Consider the following 24,338-nt stretch of genomic DNA (forward strand, 5'->3'; position numbering starts at 1 on the left):
CTTGTCTGTAGATCACTGAAACCGCTATAAATTCCCAACTCAGTCGTTCCTCCCTCTTGGGAGTGACAGTATAAGAAATTGACGAGAAGCTAGGGCCGACGGGCTTTCTATGGGTGATAAAAAAGGCTGACGAATGTCGTCAGCCTTTAAAATTTTCGGTTATTGCTAGAGCCGTTTAGTTAAAACAACTTACTCGACCAGCCTAGTTTATTACGTAGGACATGATAGTAGTTGTAGTCTTTCGGGTGGATTAACTTGAGCACATTTGGGCTTTGGTAAATGTGAATTTCATCGCCAGGGGAAACCGGTAGCGAGATTTGACCATCGCAGCTCACTTCTTGAGTGCCGCGGTTATCAGGCGATACGATCAGCTTGATGCGGCGCTTACCATCAACGACAAGTGGCCGGCTTGAAAGCGTATGTGGAAACATTGGGACCAAGGAAATGGCATTCAAACTTGATGACAAAATAGGACCGCCGCCAGAAAGCGAATAAGCGGTAGAACCTGTTGGCGTTGATACGATCAAACCATCAGAACGCTGTGAGAAGGCAAAGCTGTCGTCGATATATACTTCAAACTCGATCATATGTGCAACCTGACCGGGGTGAAGTACCGCTTCGTTAAGTGCGGCGTTGTGACTTTTTATTTGGCCGTGACGGTGAATTTCAGTTTCAAGTAAGAAGCGCTCTTCTTCCATGAACTCTCCTTTGAGTACATCAGTAAGTGCACTCTGGAAGTTTTCAGGATTGAGATCGGTTAGAAATCCAAGGTTACCTCGGTTAACACCAATCACCGAAATGTCAAAACGTGACAAGATCCTGGCTGCTCCGAGCATGTTTCCATCACCACCGACGACAATCGCTAGATCGGCACGCTTTCCTAATTCAATTAGGCTAGAAAAATGTTTTTTTGGGATATCATCTAAAATACTGGCGAGTCTGTCATCGACAAACACTTGATAACCCTCGGAACTCAACCATTGGTAGAGTTCTTTATGGGTCTGAATGGCTTGTTGATCTCGAGGTTTACCTATAATAGCGATGACTTCAAATGGCTTTTTCATACGGTTTCCAAACGAATTAGGCTTGAATCAAAATTCTTCATCCCCATAATAAAGGCAAGTTGAACGTCTATGCGAGTGTTTTATATCAATTTGAGGCGCAAACATGCCTGTCACTTGCATTGAAAACGAATTCTGGAGATATCATGAGCAACGAAGAAAACAAAGTAACCGAAGAAGAGCTAGATCAGATCATTGCTGAAGCAGAGAAAGTTGAAGAAGCTGAGCTTAATGAAGGTGCAGTTGACGAGCAGGAAGCAAAAATTGCTCAACTAGAAGCAGCGTTGCTATCTAGCGAATCTAAAGTGAAAGAACAGCAAGATTCTGTTCTTCGCGCAAAAGCTGAAGTTGAAAACATGCGTCGCCGCAGTGAGCAAGAAATTGATAAAGCACGTAAATTTGCTTTGAACAAGTTTGCTGAAGGTCTACTTCCTGTTATCGATAACCTAGAGCGCGCAATTCAAGCTGGCGATACAGAGAATGAAGCGGTAAAGCCAATCCTTGAAGGTGTTGAGCTTACGCACAAAACATTTGTTGATACTGTTGCTAAGTTTGGTCTCAGAGAGATTAACCCTGAAGGTGAAGTGTTCAACCCTGAGTTCCATCAAGCGATGTCTATTCAAGACAGCCCAGATCACGAATCAAACACAGTTATGCTCGTGATGCAAAAAGGCTACGAGCTGAACGGTCGAGTAGTTCGCCCTGCGATGGTTATGGTTGCTAAATAATTAAAGTAGTATGTAGTCAAGTGATTGACTGGCACACTTACTGAGTAAATAGCGACTGCAAAATAATTCACTGGTTAATGTGAAATGAAAAGAGAGGCATATGCCTCTCTTTTTTTATGCTTGTAACTTGGAGTCCTCGTGAATAGTAATCAAAAACGTATTGATAACGTCGTTCTCTTTATTTTATCCAGATCAGGTATTTAGAGTTTTATATTATGAAACTGATTGTTATTGATGGAATGTTTTGATGTCACATTTGTAAATTTTTTGTAAATAAGTGCTTTTAATTGTTATCTTTGTATGTAAAATCCACTGCAATATAGCGATTTTAGTCGCATATATAACTATAAAAGTACAAATTTTAAACACAACAGACTGGAGAAGAACGATGGATAAATCGCTCTCAAGTAAGATTTTTGTAGGCTTGTTTGCAGGACTACTTATTGGTACTGCTATTCAGTACTTATTTAGCGGTATTACGATATTTGATACTTATCTGCTTGGGTTAGCAGAAGGTGCTGGTGGTATGTTTGTCTCTTTGATCAAACTATTGGTTGTTCCACTGGTATATGTTTCTATCGTGTGTGGCATTGTTGAATTGAAAGATATTCGTTCTTTCGGTCGCCTAGGTGGTAAAACTTTTGCTCTTTACATTATCAACACCATCATCGCGATCTCTGCTGCCCTAACCGTTGGTCTTATTTTCCAACCGGGTGCTGGCGCAGATCTAGCTGGAACGATCTCTGAGACAGTTCAATTAACAACAACTGAAACGCCAGATATCTTCTCTCTCGTTGTGAATATCGTTCCTAGTAACCCTGTAGAAGCGTTTGCAAGTGGTGACATGCTACAAATCATTTTCATGGCAATTTTGACAGGTCTTGCTATTCAAGCTCTTGATTCACGTGGCGGTCCAGCGATAAAAACGTTCAAGATGGCTAACGAAATCATGATGAAACTTATCGGCCTCGTCATGAGCCTGGCTCCATTTGGTGTATTTGCACTGATGATTCAACTGGGCGCAACGCTTGATGCTAATACCCTGATGTCGGTCGCCGGGTATGTTGCACTAGTAGTTGCAATGTTAGTGTTTTGGATTTTCTTCTTCTACCCAATGATGGTTGGCCTAGCGACAGGTATTACACCTAAGCAATTCCTACGTGCAATTCGTGAGCAAATCCTTTTCTCACTATCGACGGCAAGTTCGAATGCGACGATTCCTGTAACAATGCGCACCCTAACTGAAAAGCTTGGTGTATCTAAATCAGTAGCTGGTTTCGGTGTTCCACTCGGCGCAACAATGAATATGTCTGGTGTATCTATCTACATCGCACTAGCGACAATGTTCGTCGCAAACGCATTCGGTCAACCAATCAACACTGCTGACATCTTTACTCTTGGTCTAACAATCCTGCTACTGTCTATCGGTGCTGGTGGTGTTCCAGGTGGTGGCGTTGTAATGGTAGGTGTTCTATTGCACCAACTAGGTTTACCACCAGAAGGTCTTGCTATCATTGCTGCTGTTGACCGTATTAATGACATGTTCTGTACTTCTTCTAACGTGGTCGGTGATACTGCGGTTAACACTATCGTTGCTAAGTCTGAAGGTGAAATCGGCGCAGAAGTTAACGAAGAAGCCGAATTACAGAAAGCAGAAGTATAATCAGAGGCTATTTGTTCTATCGATGAAACTTGAATAGAAAGCCTGAATAGATAAACGGAGCCAAAATGGCTCCGTTTTTATTGGGTGAGAGGTTAACCATATTTTATCGCTTTGGTTGAATAGAAACTTGGGCAGGTTGAGTTGATGAAAAGCTTTTTAACTAGTCTGCTTACAGAAACAGAAACAGAAACAAGCTCTTTCTATAGAAGAGTGGATCGGCGGCTGATAAACCTAGTTGTGGAAGTTATAAGCTCAGTAATGATAGGTATTCGTGCCGAATCATCCTTTTTTAGCAAAATAAATTTAAAAAAATATCTTTTTACCCTTGAAAAGATGTCGTGAGCCCTTATCTATTGGGCATACGAAAGCAAATTACATTTGCACTTTAATTTTGTGTCTTGGGGTTGAATCCCTGATTATCACCCCCCACATATGTGGGTATAGCAAAAACTAAATAATATATATTCGGAGATGGCCTGATGGGTAAAATCATTGGTATTGATTTAGGTACTACTAACTCTTGTGTTGCTGTTCTTGACGGCGACAAACCACGCGTAATTGAAAATGCTGAAGGCGAACGCACAACAGCATCAGTAATCGCATACACAGAAGGCGAAACGCTAGTTGGTCAACCTGCGAAACGTCAAGCTGTTACTAACCCTCAAAACACACTGTTCGCTATCAAGCGTCTAATCGGTCGTCGTTTTGAAGATGAAGAAGTTCAACGCGATATCGAAATCATGCCTTTCAGCATTATTAAGGCAGACAACGGTGATGCATGGGTTGAAGCGCAAGGCCAAAAAATGGCGGCTCCTCAAGTATCTGCTGAAGTTCTTAAGAAAATGAAGAAAACAGCTGAAGACTTCCTAGGCGAAGAAGTAACTGGCGCAGTTGTTACTGTTCCTGCTTATTTCAACGATGCTCAGCGTCAAGCAACTAAAGATGCTGGCCGTATCGCTGGTCTAGATGTTAAACGTATCATCAACGAACCAACTGCTGCTGCTCTAGCTTATGGCTTAGACAAGAAAGGTGGTGATCGCACTATCGCTGTATACGACCTTGGTGGTGGTACATTCGATATATCTATCATCGAAATCGATGAAGTAGAAGGCGAGAAGACTTTCGAAGTTCTTTCAACTAACGGTGACACTCACCTTGGTGGTGAAGATTTCGATAACCGCATGATCAACTACCTAGTCGATGAGTTCAAAAAAGAACAAGGTATCAACCTTAAAACTGATCCACTAGCAATGCAGCGAGTTAAAGAAGCAGCAGAAAAAGCGAAAATCGAGCTTTCTTCTACGACTCAAACTGACGTAAACCTACCTTACGTTACTGCTGATGCGACTGGTCCTAAACACATGAACATCAAAGTGACTCGTGCGAAGCTTGAGTCTCTAGTTGAAGACCTAGTTCAACGTTCTCTTGAGCCACTAAAAGTAGCTCTAGCAGATGCTGACCTATCTGTAGGCGAAATCACTGACGTTATCCTAGTTGGTGGTCAAACTCGTATGCCTATGGTTCAAGCTAAAGTAACTGAATTCTTCGGTAAAGAGCCACGTAAAGACGTGAACCCTGACGAAGCTGTTGCAATGGGTGCTGCTGTTCAAGGTGGTGTACTAGCTGGTGACGTTAAAGACGTTCTCCTACTAGACGTTACTCCTCTATCTTTCGGTATCGAAACGATGGGCGGCGTGATGACTAAGCTTATCGAGAAAAACACAACTATCCCTACTAAAGCGGATCAAGTGTTCTCTACAGCTGAAGACAACCAAAACGCAGTAACTATCCACGTTCTTCAAGGTGAGCGTAAGCAAGCGACTTACAACAAGTCTCTTGGTCAGTTCAACCTAGAAGGTATCCAACCAGCACCTCGTGGCATGCCACAAATCGAAGTAACATTCGACCTAGATGCTGATGGTATCCTGAACGTATCTGCTAAAGATAAAGCAACAGGTAAAGAGCAGAAGATCACTATCCAAGCATCAGGTGGTTTGTCTGATGAAGAGATCGAAGCAATGGTACAAGAAGCAGAAGCTAACAAAGAAGCGGACAAAAAGTTCGAAGAGCTAGTAACTGTACGTAACCAAGCTGACCAAATGATTCATGGTACTCGTAAGCAAGTAGAAGAAGCTGGTGAAGCTCTACCTGCAGAAGAGAAAGAGAAGATCGAAGCAGCTATCACGGCACTAGAAGAAGTTAAGTCTGGTAACGACAAAGAAGCTATCGACGCTAAAGTTCAAGAACTTATGCAAGCAGCTCAGAAGCTAATGGAAATCGCTCAACAGCAAGCTCAAGCACAACAAGCTGGCGCTGAAGCGGGTGAGCAACCTAAGCAAGATGACGATGTGGTAGACGCAGAGTTTGAAGAAGTTAAAGACGACAAAAAATAATTTCGTCGCAGAGTGGCCTGATTTCGTTATCGGAAGTGCTCACCTACTAGCGTAGGCTCCGCGCTCCCTCCTAGAACTCAAGCTATCTGCTTAGAAATTTGTCTCGAAGACTTATTAATACGGGCGTCAGAGGTAACTCTCACGCCCGTAAATTTGTGTTTAGACTTGTCGATCTAGATAATAGCTTTATTCGGTTCTTCAGCCGACAGAACTTTTATCTAGATTGATACACAGACTACTGAAGTGAACATTCGGTAGTAGCAATTATTTTGGTGACCTAGAACATGTCAAAACGTGATTTTTACGAAGTATTAGGCGTAAGCCGCGATGCATCAGAGCGCGATATTAAAAAAGCTTACAAACGCTTAGCGATGAAATTCCACCCGGACCGTAACCAAGGTGACGCTGCCGCACCAGATAAGTTTAAAGAAGTAAAAGTAGCGTACGAAATCCTGACCGACCCTCAAAAGAAAGCCGCTTATGATCAATACGGCCACGCTGCTTTTGAACAAGGCGGTATGGGCGGCGGCGGTGGTTTCGGTGGCGGTGGCCAAGGTGACTTCGGCGATATTTTCGGTGATGTATTTGGTGATATCTTTGGCGGCGGTCGTCGTGGTGGCGGTCAAGCACGTGCACAACGTGGTTCTGATTTACGTTACAACATGGAGCTTTCTCTAGAAGAGGCGGTTCGTGGTATTTCTAAAGAAATCGAAGTACCGACACTGGTTGAATGTGATACTTGTGACGGTAGCGGCGCTAAGGCGGGCTCTTCTGCACAAACATGTGGCACTTGTCATGGCCATGGCCAAGTACAAATGCGTCAAGGTTTCTTTGCAGTTCAACAGACTTGTCCTACTTGTAATGGTAAAGGCAAGATCATCAAAGATCCATGTAATTCATGTCACGGTCAAGGCCGTAAGCAGAAGACGAAAACACTTAACGTTAAGATCCCTGCAGGCGTTGATACTGGCGATCGTATTCGTCTGTCTGGCGAAGGAGAAGCGGGAGAGCAAGGCGCTCCAGCTGGTGACCTATACGTACAAGTACACGTAAAAGAGCACAATATCTTTGAGCGTGACGGCAACAACCTTTACTGTGAAGTTCCAGTCAGCTTCTCTATGGCTGCTCTAGGCGGAGATGTTGAAGTCCCTACATTAGATGGCCGTGTTAACCTTAAAGTGCCAGAAGAAACACAAACGGGCCGTATGTTCCGTATGCGTGGTAAAGGCGTGAAAGGCGTTCGTGGCGGCGGTGTGGGTGACCTAATTGTTAAGCTAGTAGTTGAAACCCCTGTTAAGCTAAGCTCTCGCCAAAAAGAGTTACTGCGTGAATTCGAAGAAACATGTGGTGGCGAAGCGGCAAGCAAGCACAAACCAAAATCTGAAGGTTTCTTCAGTGGCGTTAAAAACTTCTTCGATGACCTAACTAAGTAATCAATTAATTACTTGGTAACTGGTTAAGCCAACTAATAGGGTTGTTGATAAAATTAGGAAGCCTGCTTATGTAGCAGGCTTTTTTGCATCTGTAGATCAGAGAATAAATAGCTGATTTTTTGGAGGTACGTTCTCGAATTATTTGATGGTTTAATTCGTTACTTCCAACATGTTTCTGGCTCCGAGATACCTGAGTGGTGTAATTCCAAAATATCGGTCGTCGAATCTAAGCAGTCATCGTTTGTTTGTGGTGAATGTGGTTCAGCCTGAATCGAATAGGTGGTGCTGCTGGCCGAAACCGCTAGCGTGTATCGGCTAGTATCGGTATCACAAAATAAACATGTCCCTCTAGAAATAATACCCGCCGCTGCCGACGCGTAGTTTCCCGCGTACAGCGTCTCTATTTCCAACTGTATCTTTGTCATATCAGCCATTGCTGTGACTCGATGCGCCTTTATCACATGATTGGTATAACTTGGATACGCTATTGCACCTAGTATCCCTATGATGATGACAGTCAACAATAATTCGATCAATGTCATTCCTTTAATACTTAAGTTGTTGTTGTTGCATTTATTTTTTCGAATCATCACGAGTAGTTCCCTTTTATTATTCTGCCCATTTTTCTCTGGTGATAGCATCTGTGCAAGATTAAATACGGTTACGTATCGGTTTACATAGGAATTTGGGAAATGTCTCGCGGGTTTACCTTCTTAGAGCTACTTATAACCATTTCAGTGCTCTCAATATTACTGGCAGTTGCTGCGCCAAGTTTTAGTTCTGTCTCTCAGACCATTAAGATGCAAAGGCTAGCAAGTGAATTGAACGGTTTTATGATGCAAGCGAAATCTGAAGCTGTGATGAGAAATACAGACCTTTGGGCGCACTTTCTGATGAATGGTAACTCAAGTGATACTGGTGACTGGAAAGTAGAGCTAACTGAATTTAATGTTCCTAATACAGGTACTGCAATATTAACGATGGAGGGTGGGGCGTTCCGTAATGTTGATGTCACCGTTAACTATAGCTCAGAACAAATAAAATTCAGTGGAATCAATGGAAGGGCTAAAGATGGAAGCTTTTTATTTGATATTAATTCAAAGCCATTGAAATTAATCACGTATAGAGCTTCTGGGCGGATGAGGATTTGTGGTGTTGGGGGAGACTTTTATGGTTATCAAGCCTGTAGTTAGAAGGCGACAATGTGGTGCGACTTTAATTGAATTTATGATCTCTTCTATCTTAGGCGTTATTGTTATTGGAAGTGTCGGTTCAGTCTTTATATCAGGACAAAATATAGCATCAGAGAAAAGTAATGAGTTGCTATTACTACAGCAAGTTTCTGGTGCTCTCCAGTACTTTAAAGAAGATCTTCAGCGAGCTGGCTATGATGGAGGAGCTGGGATATCTCTAAAATTATCTGATGCCACAAATATAGTATACATATCTCCGGACTCAAAAACGGTCGCATACGCTTATACATATCAATCTGAGGTGAGAAATGTTGCGTTTGTATTTGATTCAGGTGTAGTAAAAGTCTGTGACAGTCCTTCTACCACTGTAAAAACAGTGTCTGCAGCCACGAGTGGTTGTTCTTCTATTTTTGAACCGAATCAAATCCGAGTGATTAACTTCGATGTTAGTCAATCAAGTATAGGCACTCAAGGGGTTAGTTCCGGTATTACAACCATTGCGATCTCAGCGGAGTTGGTTGGGGACACTTCAGTAAGTTATTCATCAAGTGTGGTTGTAAAAAATAGGAATTGGGGATGAATAAAAATCAACAAGGCGCGGTTGTTCTATTGGTGACAAGCGTGTTACTGGTCTCTGCTTTAATGCTCACTTTCGGTAGCTACCGTTCGGTTTTCTACCAAATAAAGAGAGCTCAAAATGAAGTGGAAGCTCGTAAGCAGCATTGGAAGGCAGAAGGAGGTTTAGAATGTGCGATTACAGAAATTAAATATGATCGTTCTATTCATCCAGTAAATCAGGCTTATAGTTTATGTGATTTATCTTCAATATCTATTTCCCCTCAGACTGTTGGTGAAACGATATATACGTTGACATCAATGAGTGGTTACAGTTCATTGAAAAAAAACATAGATATATCTTCTCGCTCAACTGGAGCTATTCAGGCTCGATCTGATCTTAAATTGATCGGTGCGAATGAATTTGTTCCCGATGTTGAAGGGGATGATCAATGTGTATCTGTTCGGTATGCGAGTGGGTTTATCATGAATGGTTCATTTAAAACCTTGAACCCTGCAGGTGTTATTTGTGACAGTGCGTACCAAACAGATACAGAGGCATCGGATTATATGTGCATATCAGGTGATAGTAATTGTGTGAAGCATAGTAAGTCGGATTACGACCTAACTGTTGTCGGGAGCGATATAACTCACAGAGGTGCAGATAAATTAGTTGAAAATGACTTTGTTTATGATCCTAGTCTTGACCCATTTGAAAGTTTTTTTGGAGATACAAGAAGTAATATTGATTCAATAAAAGCAGAGTATGAGATTGTACAAGGGACTGTAACCTCAGGATCTTCGGGAAGTGATAGCTGCCAAGATAGAATCAAGAATGCTTACTCTATCAACGATAATGTTTGGGTTGAAGGTGACTGTGATCTTGAAAGTGGTAACTTGCTGAATACAACTTCAATTGGTGCATCATCGAAGGTGTTAGTTGTCGAAGACGGGATTCTTAGTGTAAATGGGGCCAATGACTTCCCTGGTATTATATATCAGTTATTCACCTCTACGATTCCAAACGGTGCGAATTTAAGCTCGCGTTGGACAAGTGATGTCTCCACGTATAACAACCTCTCTACAGCTGAGTTAACGGTAGCCCAAAAAAAGAAACTAACATTCTTCTCTCGTGGTGCATTTAAGCCTAAAGGAGGTTATGTTTTTGATACACCGGGAGGCTTAACCGTTTTTGGTGTTTCATTAAGTTTAACCTTTGATTCCGGGTCTGTTCCAAATAACAGCTTAAAGGTTAAGTGGCAAAAAGGTTCATGGAATGATTTGTAGACAAAAAGGCTTCAACTTAATCGAAGTACTCATTTCTTTTTTATTGATAGGAGTAGGAGCTCTTGGACTTATTAAACTACAAACGTATGTGGAGCAAAAATCTGATTTTGCTATTCAAAGTGTTGAGGCTTTGCACTTAGCTGAAAATAAATTGGAAGGGTTTAGAACTCGCGGAGCATCTGCAGCTTTGTCAAGTATTACCCCTACCGATTTTATTACTGATATCGTCGATGGTGAGGATCACACCCATGTTAAGTATCAACTTGATTGGACAGTGACGAGTCGTTTATCTGGGGCGTTGAAAACTATCCAGATGACCAGTTCGTGGCAAGATAGGTTTGGAGAAGATCAATCCATAACTTTAGATACAATGATTTCTAAATACAGTGAGTTTGACTGACCTTTTAAATAAACAGTATCTGTATATCAGTTTCTACCAACTTTTTACTGATGATTTTAATTTTTAGGGTGTTATACCAATTCCATTAATTAACTTACCAATCGAGTCCAATCTCTAAAGCAGAGGGATTGGGACTCTTCGTTTATCTTCACAAAAACTGTTCCAAGCATTGCATACTGAGTTCACTATATCGTTATAGTTTTCAAAACACCTATTCGCTAACTTGTATTGTCGAAGCCATTGCCAAACTTGTTCTATCGGGTTTAATTCAGGTGAATATGGCGGGATATGGATTATCGTGATGTTCTTAAAATGATTGGCTAAATGTGTTTGATGCCAGCTCGCTTGATCCATAATAACCACGGAATGTTTACCTCTAGGGGTCGCCGTTGAGATTAATTCAAGATGCTTCGTCATTGCTTCCATGTTGCTTAACGGTGAAACAATAGCTTCAGCTTCGCCTGTATTGATACAAACGGCTCCAAACAAATAAGCATACTCAAATTGTTGCTGTTGAACGGCTCTAGGTCGAGTTCCTTTTTCTGCCCAAATCTTGGTTGTGGTATTGCGTTGACCAAATCTAGCTTCATCTTGAAACCAAACAAGCACTTCTTTTAAGTGGATATGCCCAGGGATCTTAAGGATCGTTTCTATTGGGAATTTTTTTAAAAGATTCTTGAGCTTCTTCTGATTGTTTTGGGTGCTTTGAACGTGTTGTTATCCAACTCAAATTAAGTTCATGCAGTAAGCGGTATACACCGGATGGTTGGTAAGATATATCAAATTCATCAAGGATGAATTGTGTGATATCACTCCCTTGTAAGCGCCCACCCTCAGGTTTTATTGCATTTGAAGTGACGTATTCTTTAAGATGTTTTTTTTGCTCAATAGTGAGTCTGGAAGGTCTTCCTGTATGAGGTTTTTCTACTAACCCTTCAACACCAAAATCAAGATAGGCCTTGATCCATTTATTCACACTGAGACGACTGACTTTAAGGAATGACGCGATTTCAGTTCGATTTTTACCATCGATAAAGTGAGAGACTGCGAGTAATCTTAGCCTCAACCTCGCGTTGGAGGTTGTGCCGATAAGCTTTGATAAATCTGAGTTCATATAGGCTCCTTTCAGAGTCTATATTAGATCATTAATTTAATGGAATTGGTATTATTTGCGCCCTGGTTAAAGTTATGTATACGGGATGGTGTGTTTTGTGTTTTTATATTGTTGCTACCTAATAGTAATTTTGCAAAATATGTCTCCATTTATGTAAAATAAGGTGGAACCTTGTGCTTTTTAATGGCGATTTAAATAGAATATGTGCTGTGCCAATAGGCCTTGATTAAAATTTATATAAGCCCTAAACAAACAACATCACATATGGAGTTACCATGAGTAACCAAGCCGTAAAAAAAGCACCGCCGACTGATAAGATCAGTGGGATGGACCGCTTTCTAAACTTCATTGAACGTGCCGGTAACAAAATCCCAGATCCTGCCCTACTCTTTTTTTGGGGACTTATTTTAGTCTGGGTGTTATCTGCTGTATTCTCACGTTTTACTTTCGATTTGATTCACCCTGTATCTGGTGAAGCCATTGTCGTTTCGAACTTATTAACAGGTGAGTCCTTTGCGAGCTTTTTAGCTAATATGGTGACTAACTTTACCGGGTTTGCACCTCTTGGAATCGTGCTGGTTGCTATGTTAGGTGTTGGTGTTGCTGAAGCTTCAGGCTTTATTAATACTGGTCTGAAAAAGATGCTGAACGTGACTCCTGCTAAGCTATTAACGCCGATGCTGATCTTGGTAGCTATTGTGTCTCACACAGCTGCCGATGCTGGTTACGTACTGGTTATCCCTCTTGGTGGTATTATTTTCCACGCCGCGGGTCGCCACCCTCTAGCGGGTATTGCAGCAGCGTTTGCTGGTGTATCAGGTGGCTTTGCGGCAAACTTCTTGCCATCAGGTATCGATCCTCTTTTGGCGGGCTTTACACAAGAAGCTGCGCAAATTCTTGATCCAGATTACATAGTAAACCCTCTTTCTAATATCTTTTTTACAGGTTTATCTTCCCTATTAATTGTAAGTATTGGTTGGTATATAACGGATAAGATTATTTCACCACGTCTTGCTAAAACTGCTATCGATGAAGATGCAGAAGATGCACCGGATATGGGGTCATTTACCGAAATTGAAAGTAAGGCTTTCTCGCGTGCGGGTTGGGCAATGGTCGTTGGTATTGTTGCTTTGATTGCTGCTTTAGTACCTGAGACCTCGCCTTTGCGTTCTCCTGCGGGGGAAATCACTTCTTTTAATGCGCCAATTATGAAGTCTATTGTACCGCTTATCTTTATCCTGTTTATTATTCCAGGAGTGGTTTACGGTCGTATTGTTGGTACTTTTAAAGCTAGCGACGACATCATTAAATCGATGTCTGCAACTATGGCAAGCATGGGCAGCTTTATGGTGATGGCTTTCTTCATTGCTCAGTTCCTAGTCGCTTTCTCTCAATCTAACTTGGGTACATTACTGGCGCTATCTGGTGCTCAGTTATTGCAAGCGATGAACCTACCAGGACAAGTGACGATTATTGGTATGATTTTACTAACCGCATTTGTTAATTTATTAGTCGGTTCGGCTTCTGCTAAGTGGGCGCTGATTGGTCCTATTATGGTTCCAATGCTAATGGCTGTCGGCATCTCTCCAGAGCTGACGCAAGCGGCGTACCGTGTTGGTGACTCAGTTTCCAATATCATTTCTCCGATGATGGTGTTCTTCCCATTAGTTGTTGTTTACATGCAGCGTTATGTGAAGGGGTCAGGCATTGGTTCACTAGCCTCTATGATGATGCCATACTCTATCGCGATGGCAATTGGTTGGTCTATCTTCTTGCTAGCTTACTGGGCGCTTGGTATCCCACTAGGTATCCAAGCACCTTACACTTACACAATGTAAGGCCCCACTAAGTCATATTAAGCAGCACTAATAAATGGTAAGCTCGCACCGAACAAGCGAGCTTTTACTGATTATTTTCCTATGTTCTATATTTATTAGGGCAGCTTTAATGAGCTCATGGCTATTTTTTTTCCGTGTTTAGTATTCCTTATACTGAGTATAAGACTAAGATCTAACTTAAATAGCACGGTATTTTCAGATAACCGAACTCTATTTTTAGTCACTTCAATTAGAACCTCGTTAGTCACTTTATTTCACGATATTGTCCACTTTCGCTAAGATTAGGTATGCTTTATTGCATACCTTTTTTGTTCCTATTTCTTTGTTTTTCTGGAGTTCCCTTTGTCAGACTATCAATTCAGCCCTCAAGATGAAATTTTTATGCGACGTGCCATTGAGGTGGCTAAGCAAGCTGAGAGTGAGGGAGAGGTTCCCGTGGGTGCCGTTTTGGTAAAAGATGATGAGATTATCTCTGAAGGATGGAACCGCTCGATTGGTAGCCACGATGCCACGGCACACGCAGAAATTGAAACCTTGCGTAAAGCGGGGCAAGCTTTGGAAAACTATCGCTTACTTGATACCACTTTATACGTCACGCTAGAGCCATGTCCTATGTGCGCCGGAGCCCTGTTACATAGTCGTGTAAAACGCATTGTGTTTGGTGCGCCTGACTTGAAAGCTGGTGCGGCGGGTACAGTGTTAAACCTATTTAAAAGCCAAGCGTCTTACCACTATGCTGATGTTGAACACGGCTTGCTAGAATCAGAGTGTCGTGAGCAATTGCAGGCATTTTTCAAGCGTCGTCGAAAAGAGATCAAAGAGCAAAGAAAACGACAGCGATTAGATGAAGAGCTGGGCGAAAAAGCAGATAAAAGTTAACAGTCTGAATAGATCATTCCGCGCTTATGAGACGTTAAAAATAGGCACTTTCTATGCGAAAGTGCCAAAGTAAACTTACTCGGCAATCATTTGCATGAAAGCACGGTTGCGCCAAATGATCTTTTTCTTATTATTTGAAAGCATACGCTTACGACGGTTTGCAGCAACGGTCTTATCAAGGCGCTTCGGTTTCAGTTTGTTCTTTATCATTTTAACGATTTCCTATTTGTCGTCTGACTTGTAGTTTGGAGCAATGTTTAATTATAGTGTTATTCGTTCTACCATGTTCGAATTTGCTTCGAGAGACATTCTACTCAACATTCGACGTCTTGATGAGACAACCCGTAATATTGATTATGGTGTGCCGTTATAAAGTTCGATTGTTACTGCAATATGACACGCTGCCTCTAAGCCTCACTTTGCCTATCCTACTCCGTTAGCGCGAAGCCATAAAATAGGGTAATAAAAAAGAGCAAGGCTAAATGGCATTGCTCTTTTAGATTTTACTACGGGGAAGCAGAACTATTAATTACCGACTGAGCAGCATTGATGGCTGATTCAGAGCCTGAGATCTCTAAAGGCGGGATCACGACCAAACCTTCAAGACTCGCTTCTTGTTCTTTATGCCGCTTATTTACATGGCCGATAATACTTTGGTAATAACGGCGAATGTTTTCAACGTAATTTTTTGCTTCATCACCGCGGGCGTACCCGTAACGAGTATGTCTATAGTATTTCTTCTGTCGTAATAGAGGTAACCTATCTTTTACATCCCCCCAAGCATCAGGATCGCCACCTTGCGCTTTGGTTAAGCGACGTGCATCCATCATATGCCCGTAACCTACATTATAGGATGCAAGGGCAAACCAGATTTTCTCGTGTTGGTCAATGGAGTCTGGGACCCGGTTTACGATACGACGCAGGTATTCGACTCCGCCCTGTACCGATTGCTTAGGGTCGAGACGGTTAGTCACACCAACACTTTTCGCTGTAGGCAGTGTCAGCATCATCATACCGCGAACACCCGTCGGTGAGCGTGCGACAGGGTTCCAATGTGACTCTTGGTATGCCAAAGCAGCAATTAAGCGCCAATCAAATTCTTTCGAGTATTTCTGAAACAGTGGTGACCATTTTGGTAGTTTGCTATCTAACGCGCGGATAAAGGCACGAGTATCAACGTAGTCAAAGGTACCAATGTGGCCGATGTATTTCTCTTCCAGTGAAGCCAATTCACCAGATTGCTTTAGGTGGCCGAAGAACTCGATCAGTAAAGCATAAAGACTTTCATCTTCAGATCTCTGTAAATACCAAGAGATTGGTTGGTCTTCTGTTAGCTCAAAAGCTAATGCGACGTCTGGGTACAAACGTTGTGCCAGTGATAGCTCGATAGAGTCTGCCACCGTAAATAAACGTTCGCCTGTCGATACTTCTTTTAGCAGGTCATTGATGTCTGCATTGTCGACCGCGTCGTAGATAAAGTCATCGTGTATGTTCTGCAGTTGCTTGAGTGTTGGTTCGAAGTGTGAGTCTTTCACTACCACCAAAGCTGGAGTTAATGTGTCACTGGATGGTGTTTCTTCCAATTGAGTTTGTGCGTTTACAAATTCAGCCTGACGTTCGTTTTCAAACGAGATCAGTTGTTCGAGGTTTCTTGGCCTCCATTGACCTTTCTTGTAAACGACTTGCTGGCTTACATAGTAATAAGCAGGTGCAGCGCGATACGCACGTGTCAGGTTATTGTTTTGTGTTAATCCGGTTGCGATGAGATCGATTTCACCTTTCTTTAAAGCAGGGAATAGGCCGGATAAGCGGTAAGCGGGTTTAACCTCAAGCCTTACACCAAGCTCTTGTGCAAACTCACGAGCTAACTCGTAATCTAAGCCTGCAGGGCCATCAGGACCAATGTAATAAGAGAGTTGGTTATTGAGGGTTCCGACACGAAGAACGCCGCGATCTCGTATCTGCTCAAGGACACTTTTAGGTTCAGATTCAATCTGGCACCCTATTATTCCAAACAGGGCAATAGCGAGCAGAAGGAATTTAGACGAAAAGGTGAGCGTAAATTTAGGCATCAAAATGAAATCTCGAAAAGTGGAAGCCCCTTTATACCAAACCACGCAAGGCTGGCAAAGCAGGTTTAATTAAACAGATGTAAAAGTGGTGATAAATGCAGCAAAAGTACCATTTACACAGAAAGATAAAAAAAATAACGCAAACGGTTGCTTTTGGTGTTACGTCACAAAAAGAAATGCTTTATAATGCGCTCGCATTGAAGAGGTGGGATCGGCATAGGTTTGGCAACCTTCGGGAAATTCTCTCAGGAATAGCTTCGAAGAAAACAGTTAGGTTGTACCTGTAACCCACTGAATTTATTCCAATACTACCTTAATCAACTGCATAAGAGACCTAAGCACATGAGAATTTTGCGTGGCTCCCCAGCTCTATCTGAGTTTCGTATTAACAAGCTTTTAGAGCTTTGTCGTGAATTAAGCTTACCTGTAACAGGTATTTACGCTGAGTTTGCCCACTTTGCTGATTTAACGGCAGACCTAGATGAGTCTGAAGTTGAGAAGCTAGAAAAGCTACTGACTTACGGTCCAACGATTGAAGAGCATGAACCTGAAGGTTTACTGCTGCTTGCAACGCCACGCCCGGGCACTATCTCGCCTTGGTCTTCAAAATCAACAGATATCGCACACAACTGCGGACTGGCTAAAGTGTCACGTCTAGAGCGCGGTACAGCTTTCTACATTGAAACCTCTGCTGAACTTTCTGAACTTCAACTTGTTGAGCTGAAAGCAATTCTGCACGATCGTATGATGGAAGTGGTTTTCACTGACTTCGAATCTGCAGCGGCACTGTTCACGGTTGCTGAGCCTGCTCCATATATGGAAGTTGAGCTATTAGCAGGTGGACGTAAAGCGCTTGAAGAAGCAAACGTTACCCTAGGTCTTGCACTTGCAGAAGACGAGATTGATTACCTTCTTGAAAGCTTCACTGAAAAGCTAGGTCGTAACCCGACTGACATCGAGCTAATGATGTTTGCACAAGCGAACTCAGAGCACTGTCGTCACAAGATCTTTAATGCTGATTGGACTATCGATGGCGTTAAGCAAGAAAAATCATTGTTCAAGATGATTAAGAACACCTTTGAAACGACACCAGAACACGTTCTGTCTGCTTATAAAGATAACGCAGCGGTAATGACAGGTTCTGAAGTCGGCCGTTTCTTCCCAGATCCAGAAACTCGTCAGTACAACTATCACCAAGAGAAAACACACATCTTGATGAAAGTTGAAACACACAACCACCCAACGGCAATCTCCCCATGGCCGGGCGCATCAACAGGTTCAGGCGGTGAAATCCGTGATGAAGGCGCTACTGGTATTGGTGGTAAGCCAAAAGCGGGTCTGGTTGCGTTCTCTGTATCTAACCTTAAGATCCCGAACTTCGTTCAACCTTGGGAAACTGATTTTGGTAAGCCAAGCCGTATCGTTACTGCATTAGATATCATGCTTGAAGGACCTCTTGGTGGCGCGGCATTCAACAACGAATTTGGTCGTCCAAACCTACTTGGTTACTTCCGTACTTACGAAGAGAAAGTTAACTCTCACGCAGGTGAAGAAGTACGTGGTTACCACAAGCCAATCATGCTGGCTGGTGGTTTAGGTAACATTCGTGATGATCATGTTCAGAAGAAAGAGATCCCAGTAGGAGCCAGCCTAATCGTTCTTGGCGGTCCTGCAATGAACATTGGCCTTGGTGGCGGTGCAGCATCTTCAATGGATTCGGGTTCTTCTTCTGAAGACTTAGACTTCGCTTCTGTACAACGTGAAAACCCAGAAATGGAACGTCGTTGTCAGGAAGTGATCGACCGTTGTTGGCAGCTTGGTGATGCGAACCCAATCGCATTTATCCATGATGTGGGCGCAGGCGGTATCTCGAACGCACTTCCTGAGCTAGTAGATGATGGCGAGCGTGGCGGCATCTTTAACCTACGTGACGTACCAAACGATGAGCCGGGCATGAGCCCACTTGAGATCTGGTGTAACGAATCTCAAGAGCGTTACGTAATGGCGGTTGCTGATAAAGACATGGCAACATTCGACGCGATTTGTAAGCGTGAGCGTGCACCTTACGCAGTCGTTGGTAAAGCAACGGAAGAGCGTGAGCTTAAACTTGAAGATTCACACTTCGACAACACGCCAATCGACATGCCAATGGACATCTTATTAGGTAAAACACCTAAGATGCACCGTGACGCTAAGACGCTAAAAGCGAACAACCCTGCGATTGACCGCTCTGGTATCGAGATGAACGAAGCGGTTGACCGTGTTCTTCGCTTGCCAACAGTCGCTGAGAAAACATTCCTTATCACTATCGGTGACCGCTCGGTAACTGGCCTTGTTGCTCGTGACCAAATGGTTGGCCCATGGCAGGTTCCTGTTGCTAACTGTGCTGTAACAGCAGCAAGTTACGACTCTTACCACGGTGAGGCAATGTCTCTTGGTGAGCGTACACCAGTGGCACTTCTAGACTTCGGTGCATCGGCTCGTCTAGCGGTTGGTGAAGCAATTACTAACATCGCAGCGACCAACATCGGCGATATCAAACACATTAAACTATCGGCTAACTGGATGTCTCCAGCAGGTCACCCAGGTGAAGATGCAGGTCTTTACGAAGCGGTTAAAGCGGTTGGTGAAGAACTATGTCCAGCATTGGGTCTAACTATCCCAGTGGGTAAAGACTCAATGTCGATGAAGACTAAGTGGGAAGAGAACGGCGAGCAGAAAGAAGTAACGTCTCCGCTATCTCTTGTTATCACTGCGTTCGCACGTGTTGAAGATGTTCGTAAGACAATCACTCCTCAATTGCGCACTGACAAAGGTAATACAAGCCTAGTTCTTATCGACCTAGGTAACGGCAAGAACCGTATGGGTGCGACAGCACTTGCACAGGTATACAAGCAGCTTGGTGATAAACCAGCAGACGTAGACAACGCAGCACAGCTAAAAGGTTTCTACGAAGGTGTTCAAGCTCTGGTTGCTAACGACCAAGTTGTCGCTTACCACGACAAAGGCGACGGTGGTCTATTCGTTACTCTTGCAGAGATGGCGTTCGCAGGTCACTGTGGTGTTAATGCTGATATTGCAGCGCTAGGCGAAGATACGCTTGCGGCACTATTCAACGAAGAACTAGGTGCGGTAATCCAAGTTCGCAACGATGACCTAGACGCGGTTCTTTCTACACTTGCAGCAAACGGTCTAGAAGCGTGCTCGCACGTAATCGGCAGCGTTGAAGCATCTGATGAGCTAGTGATTAAGTCTGGCGAGTCTGTAGTAATTGAACGTAACCGTACTGAACTACGTACTATCTGGGCTGAGACAACGCACAAGATGCAAGGTCTACGTGACAACCCAGCATGTGCCGACCAAGAGCACGAAGCGAAGAAAGACAACTCAGATCCGGGTCTAAACGTGAAACTGAGCTTCGACGTAAATGAAGACATAGCAGCGCAATTCATCAATGCTCCTATGATAAATAAGGGCGCTAAGCCTAAGATGGCGATTCTACGTGAGCAGGGTGTTAACTCTCACGTTGAAATGGCAGCAGCATTCGACCGTGCAGGCTTCGAAGCAACTGATATTCACATGAGTGACATCCTAACGGGTCAAGCGGTTCTAGAAGAGTACAACGGTCTTGTGGCATGTGGCGGCTTTTCTTACGGTGACGTACTAGGCGCTGGTGAAGGTTGGGCTAAGTCGGTTCTGTTTAACGACTCTACGCGTGACCAATTTGAAAACTTCTTCAAGCGTGAAGATACCTTCTCTCTAGGTGTGTGTAACGGTTGTCAGATGCTGTCTAACCTACGTGAACTTATCCCGGGTGCTGAGTACTGGCCACGTTTCGTTCGCAACGAATCAGAGCGTTTTGAAGCTCGTTTCAGCCTAGTTGAGGTTCAGAAGTCTGATTCTGTATTCTTCAACGGCATGGAAGGTTCTCGTATGCCAATCGCAGTTTCTCACGGTGAAGGCCGTGTAGAAGTACGTGACAACGACCACCTAAACGCGATTGAGAGCTCAGGTACAGTTGCTCTACGTTACGTTGATAACAACGGTAACCAAACGCAGCAATATCCGAACAACCCGAATGGTTCGCCAAACGCTATCACAGGTCTAACAACGACGGACGGCCGCGTGACTATCATGATGCCTCACCCAGAGCGTGTATTCCGTACGGTTGCTAACTCTTGGTCTCCAGAAGGTTGGGGCGAGAATGGTGCTTGGATGCGTATGTTCCAAAACGCACGTAAGAATGTGGGTTAATTAATCACTTACCTACATGCCGCGTTAATCTAGATTGGATTAAGCAAAAGTTAAAAGCGCAGATCGAAAGATCTGCGCTTTTTATTGTTTACTGCGCTTTTAGCGGACATTTTGATAAAAGAAAAGCCGCTGGATTTAACCCCAGCGGCTTTCTGATTTATAACAAAATGCATCTAGCATTTAGATTAGTTGTTGCTGTGTAGCTCGCTGTTCAGTTCAACAGCAGACTTGTTCGCTAGACATTCGATTTGACCGGTGATCGAGTTACGACGGAACAGAAGATCAGAAACACCAGCTAGGTCGCGAGCTTTAATGATTTCTACTTCGTTGCCTTCTTTATCTAGCATACGAACCTTAGTACCCGCAGTTACGTAAAGACCAGACTCAACCGTACAACGGTCACCCATTGGGAAGCCAAGACCCGCGTTTGCGCCTAGTAGGCAGTTTTCGCCGATAGAGATAACCATAGTACCGCCACCAGATAGCGTACCCATGATAGAAGCGCCACCGCCGATGTCTGAACCGTTACCCACAACAACACCTGCAGAGATACGACCTTCAACCATGCTTACGCCAGTTGTACCCGCATTGAAGTTGATGAAACCTTCGTGCATAACCGTTGTACCTTCACCCACATGTGCGCCAAGACGAACACGAGAAGTGTCAGCAATACGAATACCTGTTGGTACCACGTAATCCACCATTTTAGGGAACTTGTCTACGCAATCTACAGACAGAGCGCGACCAGCAAGGCGAGCTTCGATTTGACGCTCAGCAAGCTCTGGAAGATCGATAGGGCCTTCGTTAGTCCATGCGATGTTGTGCAGTAGACCGAAGATGCCGTCCAGTACTGTACCGTGTGGTTGTACTAGGCGGTTAGAGATAAGTTGTAGCTTAAGGAAGCCTTCAGCAACTGATGCTGGCTTCTCGTCAGCCGCAAGAACAACAAGAACAAGTGGTTGCTCAGATGCTGCTGCTTTTTCTGCAAAAGATGCGTTTGCTGCATCGTCGTTTGCTGCGAATGCTTTCGCTAGTTCTGCGCTTTGTGCAGCAGAGATTTCGATAGCTTGGTTGCCTTCAGTGTAACCTGCAACCTCACCAACAGCTGCTACAAGAGCATCGCTTGGGTTTAGAAGTGGGTTAGGAAAGAACGCTTCAATGATTTTATTGTCGCGATTTTTGGTTGCCGTACCGAAGGCTAGTGAAAAGTAAGCCATGTTGAATCTCCATGTGTTGAGTCTTGATTTTGCTATTCAATAACAGCGGTTCGAATAACAAGCGCTGCCGTTAGCAAAGTTAATTTAATTGCGTTCATCATAAAGAGAGCGCCCTCGTTATGAAAGGCCGCATTGGGATAAAGTCTGTAAAATGATACTGCTTGTCTTTTTAGCGATAGTTTTTATTATCCGGATACTAACCTAATAGCTTAACGAGTCGCACTCACTTTAGTTGCACGTAACAACCTCTATTCCATATCTGATACTTATGTTAAGTGATCTCTTTGTTATCAGTATCAATAGGATTAGTCACACTTCCTTCATAAATATATGTTTATTATGAAAATTAATCGAGTTCTGTTGATTTATCGTTTGTGCTTACAATCTGAGTAAATACTCAAACTTTCAACCAACTAACTAAGATGAAAATCACTAAAACTTAAAAAAATATCAGTATATTGCCTGCAATAACGACATTAAAACGATGAATAAAGGATCTTCTATGAATTTTACTAAGTCTTTACTGGTGCTCTCTATCGGCATGGCGATGGTTGGTTGTGGCTCGGATAGTGACGATATCACGGTGACATGTGATACCGCGGATTCTTGTACCAAATTTACGGTTTTGCATACTAACGATAACCATGGTCGTTTTTGGGAGAATAGTAAGGGTGAGTATGGGATGGCGGCTCGTAAGACGCTGATTGATAGTATTCGTGAAGAAGTTACTCAAAATGGTGGTGAAACGATCCTATTGTCTGGCGGTGATATTAATACCGGTGTGCCTGAGTCTGATATGCAGGATGCCGTCCCTGATTTTGTTGGTATGAACCTTCTCGGTTACGATGCGATGGCATTAGGCAACCATGAATTCGACAACAGCTTAGATGTACTAGACATGCAGGCTGAGTTGGCTGACTTCCCTATGCTAGCGGCGAATATTTATATAAAAGATGGAGACACAGTTACTGATGAACGCCTTTTCTCTCCATATAAAGTATTCACCATTAATGGGTTAAAAATTGCAGTTATTGGCTTAACGACCAAAGACACAGCAAAACTTGTTAACCCTGATAATGTCGCGACGATCCACTTTGCCGATCCACAAGTCGAAATCAAAAAAGCCATACAAGAAATCGAGGCAAATGAAACGGTTGATCTGATTTTTGCTACCACTCATATGGGGCACTACGCAGATGGTCAGCACGGCAGCGAAGCGCCTGGCGATGTGTTGCTTGCTCGTTCTATAGAGGAAGGTCAACTGGACGCCATCATCGGAGGGCATTCTCAAAATCCAGTTTGTATGGAAGGCAATGAATACGCAGATTTTAATCCGGGAGATGATTGTAAACCGGATCAGCAAAATGGTACCTACATCATGCAAGCTCATGAGTGGGGTAAGTATGTAGGTCGAGCTGACTTTGAATTCTATGGCGGTAAACTGCACTTAGCGAAATACGATCTGGTCCCGGTGAACTTAAAAGAGAAGGATGAAAATGGTGATTATCAGTTTATCCAAGCTGAAATTGAACCTGATTCAACTGTGATTGCGACGCTTTCTGCGTATCAACAGCAAGGGCAAGAGTTGCTTGATGAGGTTATCTCGAACACAGATGCGAAGCTTGAAGGTGATCGTAATGTGGTTCGAACTGAGCAAACTAATCTTGGGCACTTGTTAGGGGAAGCATACCGCACTTATGACTTAGTGAATGCTGACTTTGGTGTGATGAATTCCGGTGGTGTACGTGATTCAATTGCAAAGGGAGAGGTGACGTATCGCGATGTTTTGACGGTGCAACCTTTCGGAAACTTCGTGACCAAAGCAACGATGACAGGGGCTGAGGTGAAAGCGTATTTAGATGTGGTTGCGACGATGACTGCGGGTTCAGGCGCTTACGCTCAACTCGACAACATTAGTTTAACCGTTGACTGTGACTTGGGTGATGTAACCATTCGAGATATCAATGGCAAAGGTTTTGACTTGGCAGATACTTACACGTTTTCTGTGATCAGCTTCAGCGCCGCTGGTGGCGATGATTACCCAGTGATTGATGTTGAATCTACTCAAATGACAGATGCATCTGTGTTGCGTGAGTTCTTTGCCAATAACCCTCAAGTGAAAGCTGACGATTATGCTCCAGTGGACGGTGAACTCATCTATAGGAGCAATGGCGTAGACGTGAAAGGTTGCCCTGCGAACTGATTTTTGAGAAGGCCTTGAAGACAATAGCCAGCGAATCGCTGGCTATTT

The 24,338-nt window shown here is 43.4% G+C and carries 16 protein-coding genes and 2 pseudogenes; 12 read left to right on the plus strand and 6 right to left on the minus strand.

Going from position 1 to position 24,338, the window contains the following annotated elements:
- Positions 1 to 179 precede the first annotated feature (179 nt).
- Positions 180 to 1,064 carry an NAD(+) kinase gene (nadK, locus tag OCV24_RS03480; RefSeq protein ID WP_017056730.1) on the minus strand — a complete coding sequence of 295 codons (885 nt, stop codon included), beginning with the start codon at positions 1,062 to 1,064 and terminating at the stop codon, positions 180 to 182.
- A gap of 143 nt (positions 1,065 to 1,207) precedes the next feature.
- Between nadK and grpE the strand changes: the two genes are divergently transcribed.
- The 4 genes from grpE (at position 1,208) to dnaJ (ending at position 7,278) form a co-directional block, all read left to right on the plus strand.
- Positions 1,208 to 1,789 carry a nucleotide exchange factor GrpE gene (gene grpE / locus OCV24_RS03485; protein ID WP_017056731.1) on the plus strand — a complete coding sequence of 194 codons (582 nt, stop codon included), beginning with the start codon at positions 1,208 to 1,210 and terminating at the stop codon, positions 1,787 to 1,789.
- Between the two features lie 388 nt (positions 1,790 to 2,177).
- Positions 2,178 to 3,452 carry a dicarboxylate/amino acid:cation symporter gene (locus OCV24_RS03490; protein WP_017056732.1) on the plus strand — a complete coding sequence of 425 codons (1,275 nt, stop codon included), beginning with the start codon at positions 2,178 to 2,180 and terminating at the stop codon, positions 3,450 to 3,452.
- A gap of 479 nt (positions 3,453 to 3,931) precedes the next feature.
- Positions 3,932 to 5,845 carry a molecular chaperone DnaK gene (gene dnaK / locus OCV24_RS03495; RefSeq protein WP_077680776.1) on the plus strand — a complete coding sequence of 638 codons (1,914 nt, stop codon included), beginning with the start codon at positions 3,932 to 3,934 and terminating at the stop codon, positions 5,843 to 5,845.
- Between the two features lie 284 nt (positions 5,846 to 6,129).
- The gene (dnaJ, locus tag OCV24_RS03500; RefSeq protein WP_017056734.1) at positions 6,130 to 7,278 is read left to right on the plus strand and encodes a molecular chaperone DnaJ; all 1,149 of its coding nucleotides are present in this window, start codon (positions 6,130 to 6,132) and stop codon (positions 7,276 to 7,278) included.
- Positions 7,279 to 7,436: 158 nt separating this feature from the next.
- Here the strand turns inward: dnaJ and OCV24_RS03505 are convergent, their stop codons facing one another.
- The gene (locus OCV24_RS03505) at positions 7,437 to 7,868 is read right to left on the minus strand and encodes a type IV pilin protein (RefSeq protein WP_150878405.1); all 432 of its coding nucleotides are present in this window, start codon (positions 7,866 to 7,868) and stop codon (positions 7,437 to 7,439) included.
- A gap of 102 nt (positions 7,869 to 7,970) precedes the next feature.
- Between OCV24_RS03505 and OCV24_RS03510 the strand changes: the two genes are divergently transcribed.
- From OCV24_RS03510 to OCV24_RS03525, 4 genes are read left to right on the plus strand one after another with little or no spacing between them, the layout of a single operon-like run.
- Positions 7,971 to 8,471, plus strand: a complete 501-nt coding sequence (locus OCV24_RS03510) for a GspH/FimT family pseudopilin (RefSeq protein ID WP_017056736.1) — start codon at positions 7,971 to 7,973, stop codon at positions 8,469 to 8,471.
- Positions 8,449 to 9,051 (plus strand): PilW family protein, encoded by a 603-nt coding sequence (locus tag OCV24_RS03515; RefSeq protein ID WP_150878301.1) that lies wholly within the window; start codon positions 8,449 to 8,451, stop codon positions 9,049 to 9,051. The genes OCV24_RS03510 and OCV24_RS03515 overlap by 23 nt, the downstream gene beginning before the upstream one ends.
- The gene (locus tag OCV24_RS03520; RefSeq protein ID WP_017056738.1) at positions 9,048 to 10,313 is read left to right on the plus strand and encodes a hypothetical protein; all 1,266 of its coding nucleotides are present in this window, start codon (positions 9,048 to 9,050) and stop codon (positions 10,311 to 10,313) included. The genes OCV24_RS03515 and OCV24_RS03520 overlap by 4 nt, the downstream gene beginning before the upstream one ends.
- The gene (locus tag OCV24_RS03525) at positions 10,303 to 10,713 is read left to right on the plus strand and encodes a type IV pilus modification PilV family protein (RefSeq protein WP_017056739.1); all 411 of its coding nucleotides are present in this window, start codon (positions 10,303 to 10,305) and stop codon (positions 10,711 to 10,713) included. The genes OCV24_RS03520 and OCV24_RS03525 overlap by 11 nt, the downstream gene beginning before the upstream one ends.
- An 89-nt stretch (positions 10,714 to 10,802) precedes the next feature.
- On the opposite strand, the pseudogene OCV24_RS03530 reads toward OCV24_RS03525, so the two are convergent.
- Positions 10,803 to 11,827: pseudogene (locus OCV24_RS03530) on the minus strand (IS630 family transposase).
- Positions 11,828 to 12,102: 275 nt separating this feature from the next.
- Here OCV24_RS03530 and OCV24_RS03535 point away from each other — a divergent pair.
- Both OCV24_RS03535 and tadA read left to right on the plus strand, forming a co-directional pair.
- Positions 12,103 to 13,665 carry an AbgT family transporter gene (locus tag OCV24_RS03535; protein WP_046224540.1) on the plus strand — a complete coding sequence of 521 codons (1,563 nt, stop codon included), beginning with the start codon at positions 12,103 to 12,105 and terminating at the stop codon, positions 13,663 to 13,665.
- Between the two features lie 287 nt (positions 13,666 to 13,952).
- Positions 13,953 to 14,544 (plus strand): annotated as a pseudogene (gene tadA / locus OCV24_RS03540) (tRNA adenosine(34) deaminase TadA).
- Between the two features lie 75 nt (positions 14,545 to 14,619).
- On the opposite strand, the gene OCV24_RS03545 reads toward tadA, so the two are convergent.
- The gene (locus tag OCV24_RS03545) at positions 14,620 to 14,754 is read right to left on the minus strand and encodes a hypothetical protein (RefSeq protein WP_017056742.1); all 135 of its coding nucleotides are present in this window, start codon (positions 14,752 to 14,754) and stop codon (positions 14,620 to 14,622) included.
- A 296-nt stretch (positions 14,755 to 15,050) separates the two neighbouring features.
- Positions 15,051 to 16,616 carry a membrane-bound lytic murein transglycosylase MltF gene (gene mltF, locus OCV24_RS03550; RefSeq protein ID WP_150879270.1) on the minus strand — a complete coding sequence of 522 codons (1,566 nt, stop codon included), beginning with the start codon at positions 16,614 to 16,616 and terminating at the stop codon, positions 15,051 to 15,053.
- 342 nt (positions 16,617 to 16,958) lie between these two features.
- On the opposite strand from mltF, the gene purL reads away from it, so the two are divergent.
- The gene (gene purL / locus OCV24_RS03555; RefSeq protein ID WP_150879269.1) at positions 16,959 to 20,870 is read left to right on the plus strand and encodes a phosphoribosylformylglycinamidine synthase; all 3,912 of its coding nucleotides are present in this window, start codon (positions 16,959 to 16,961) and stop codon (positions 20,868 to 20,870) included.
- Positions 20,871 to 21,055: 185 nt separating this feature from the next.
- Here purL and dapD read toward each other — a convergent pair whose 3' ends face one another.
- Positions 21,056 to 22,087: a 2,3,4,5-tetrahydropyridine-2,6-dicarboxylate N-succinyltransferase gene (gene dapD / locus OCV24_RS03560; RefSeq protein ID WP_017056746.1), complete on the minus strand. Its 1,032-nt coding sequence runs from the start codon at positions 22,085 to 22,087 to the stop codon at positions 21,056 to 21,058.
- Between the two features lie 502 nt (positions 22,088 to 22,589).
- Here dapD and ushA point away from each other — a divergent pair.
- On the plus strand, positions 22,590 to 24,290 hold the full coding sequence (gene ushA, locus OCV24_RS03565; protein WP_150879268.1) for a bifunctional UDP-sugar hydrolase/5'-nucleotidase UshA: 1,701 nt from the start codon (positions 22,590 to 22,592) through the stop codon (positions 24,288 to 24,290).
- The last annotated feature ends 48 nt before the right edge of the window (positions 24,291 to 24,338 follow it).

The sequence above is a fragment of the Vibrio kanaloae genome (assembly GCF_024347535.1).
Classification (GTDB): Bacteria; Pseudomonadota; Gammaproteobacteria; order Enterobacterales; family Vibrionaceae; genus Vibrio; species Vibrio kanaloae.

Coding starts and splice junctions, on each gene's coding strand:
- nadK (WP_017056730.1), bottom strand. CDS start 1,064: ATGAAAAAGCCATTTGAAGTCATCGCTATTATAGGTAAACCTCGAGAT.
- grpE (WP_017056731.1), top strand. CDS start 1,208: ATGAGCAACGAAGAAAACAAAGTAACCGAAGAAGAGCTAGATCAGATC.
- OCV24_RS03490 (WP_017056732.1), top strand. CDS start 2,178: ATGGATAAATCGCTCTCAAGTAAGATTTTTGTAGGCTTGTTTGCAGGA.
- dnaK (WP_077680776.1), top strand. CDS start 3,932: ATGGGTAAAATCATTGGTATTGATTTAGGTACTACTAACTCTTGTGTT.
- dnaJ (WP_017056734.1), top strand. CDS start 6,130: ATGTCAAAACGTGATTTTTACGAAGTATTAGGCGTAAGCCGCGATGCA.
- OCV24_RS03505 (WP_150878405.1), bottom strand. CDS start 7,868: ATGATTCGAAAAAATAAATGCAACAACAACAACTTAAGTATTAAAGGA.
- OCV24_RS03510 (WP_017056736.1), top strand. CDS start 7,971: ATGTCTCGCGGGTTTACCTTCTTAGAGCTACTTATAACCATTTCAGTG.
- OCV24_RS03515 (WP_150878301.1), top strand. CDS start 8,449: ATGGTTATCAAGCCTGTAGTTAGAAGGCGACAATGTGGTGCGACTTTA.
- OCV24_RS03520 (WP_017056738.1), top strand. CDS start 9,048: ATGAATAAAAATCAACAAGGCGCGGTTGTTCTATTGGTGACAAGCGTG.
- OCV24_RS03525 (WP_017056739.1), top strand. CDS start 10,303: ATGATTTGTAGACAAAAAGGCTTCAACTTAATCGAAGTACTCATTTCT.
- OCV24_RS03535 (WP_046224540.1), top strand. CDS start 12,103: ATGAGTAACCAAGCCGTAAAAAAAGCACCGCCGACTGATAAGATCAGT.
- OCV24_RS03545 (WP_017056742.1), bottom strand. CDS start 14,754: ATGATAAAGAACAAACTGAAACCGAAGCGCCTTGATAAGACCGTTGCT.
- mltF (WP_150879270.1), bottom strand. CDS start 16,616: ATGCCTAAATTTACGCTCACCTTTTCGTCTAAATTCCTTCTGCTCGCT.
- purL (WP_150879269.1), top strand. CDS start 16,959: ATGAGAATTTTGCGTGGCTCCCCAGCTCTATCTGAGTTTCGTATTAAC.
- dapD (WP_017056746.1), bottom strand. CDS start 22,087: ATGGCTTACTTTTCACTAGCCTTCGGTACGGCAACCAAAAATCGCGAC.
- ushA (WP_150879268.1), top strand. CDS start 22,590: ATGAATTTTACTAAGTCTTTACTGGTGCTCTCTATCGGCATGGCGATG.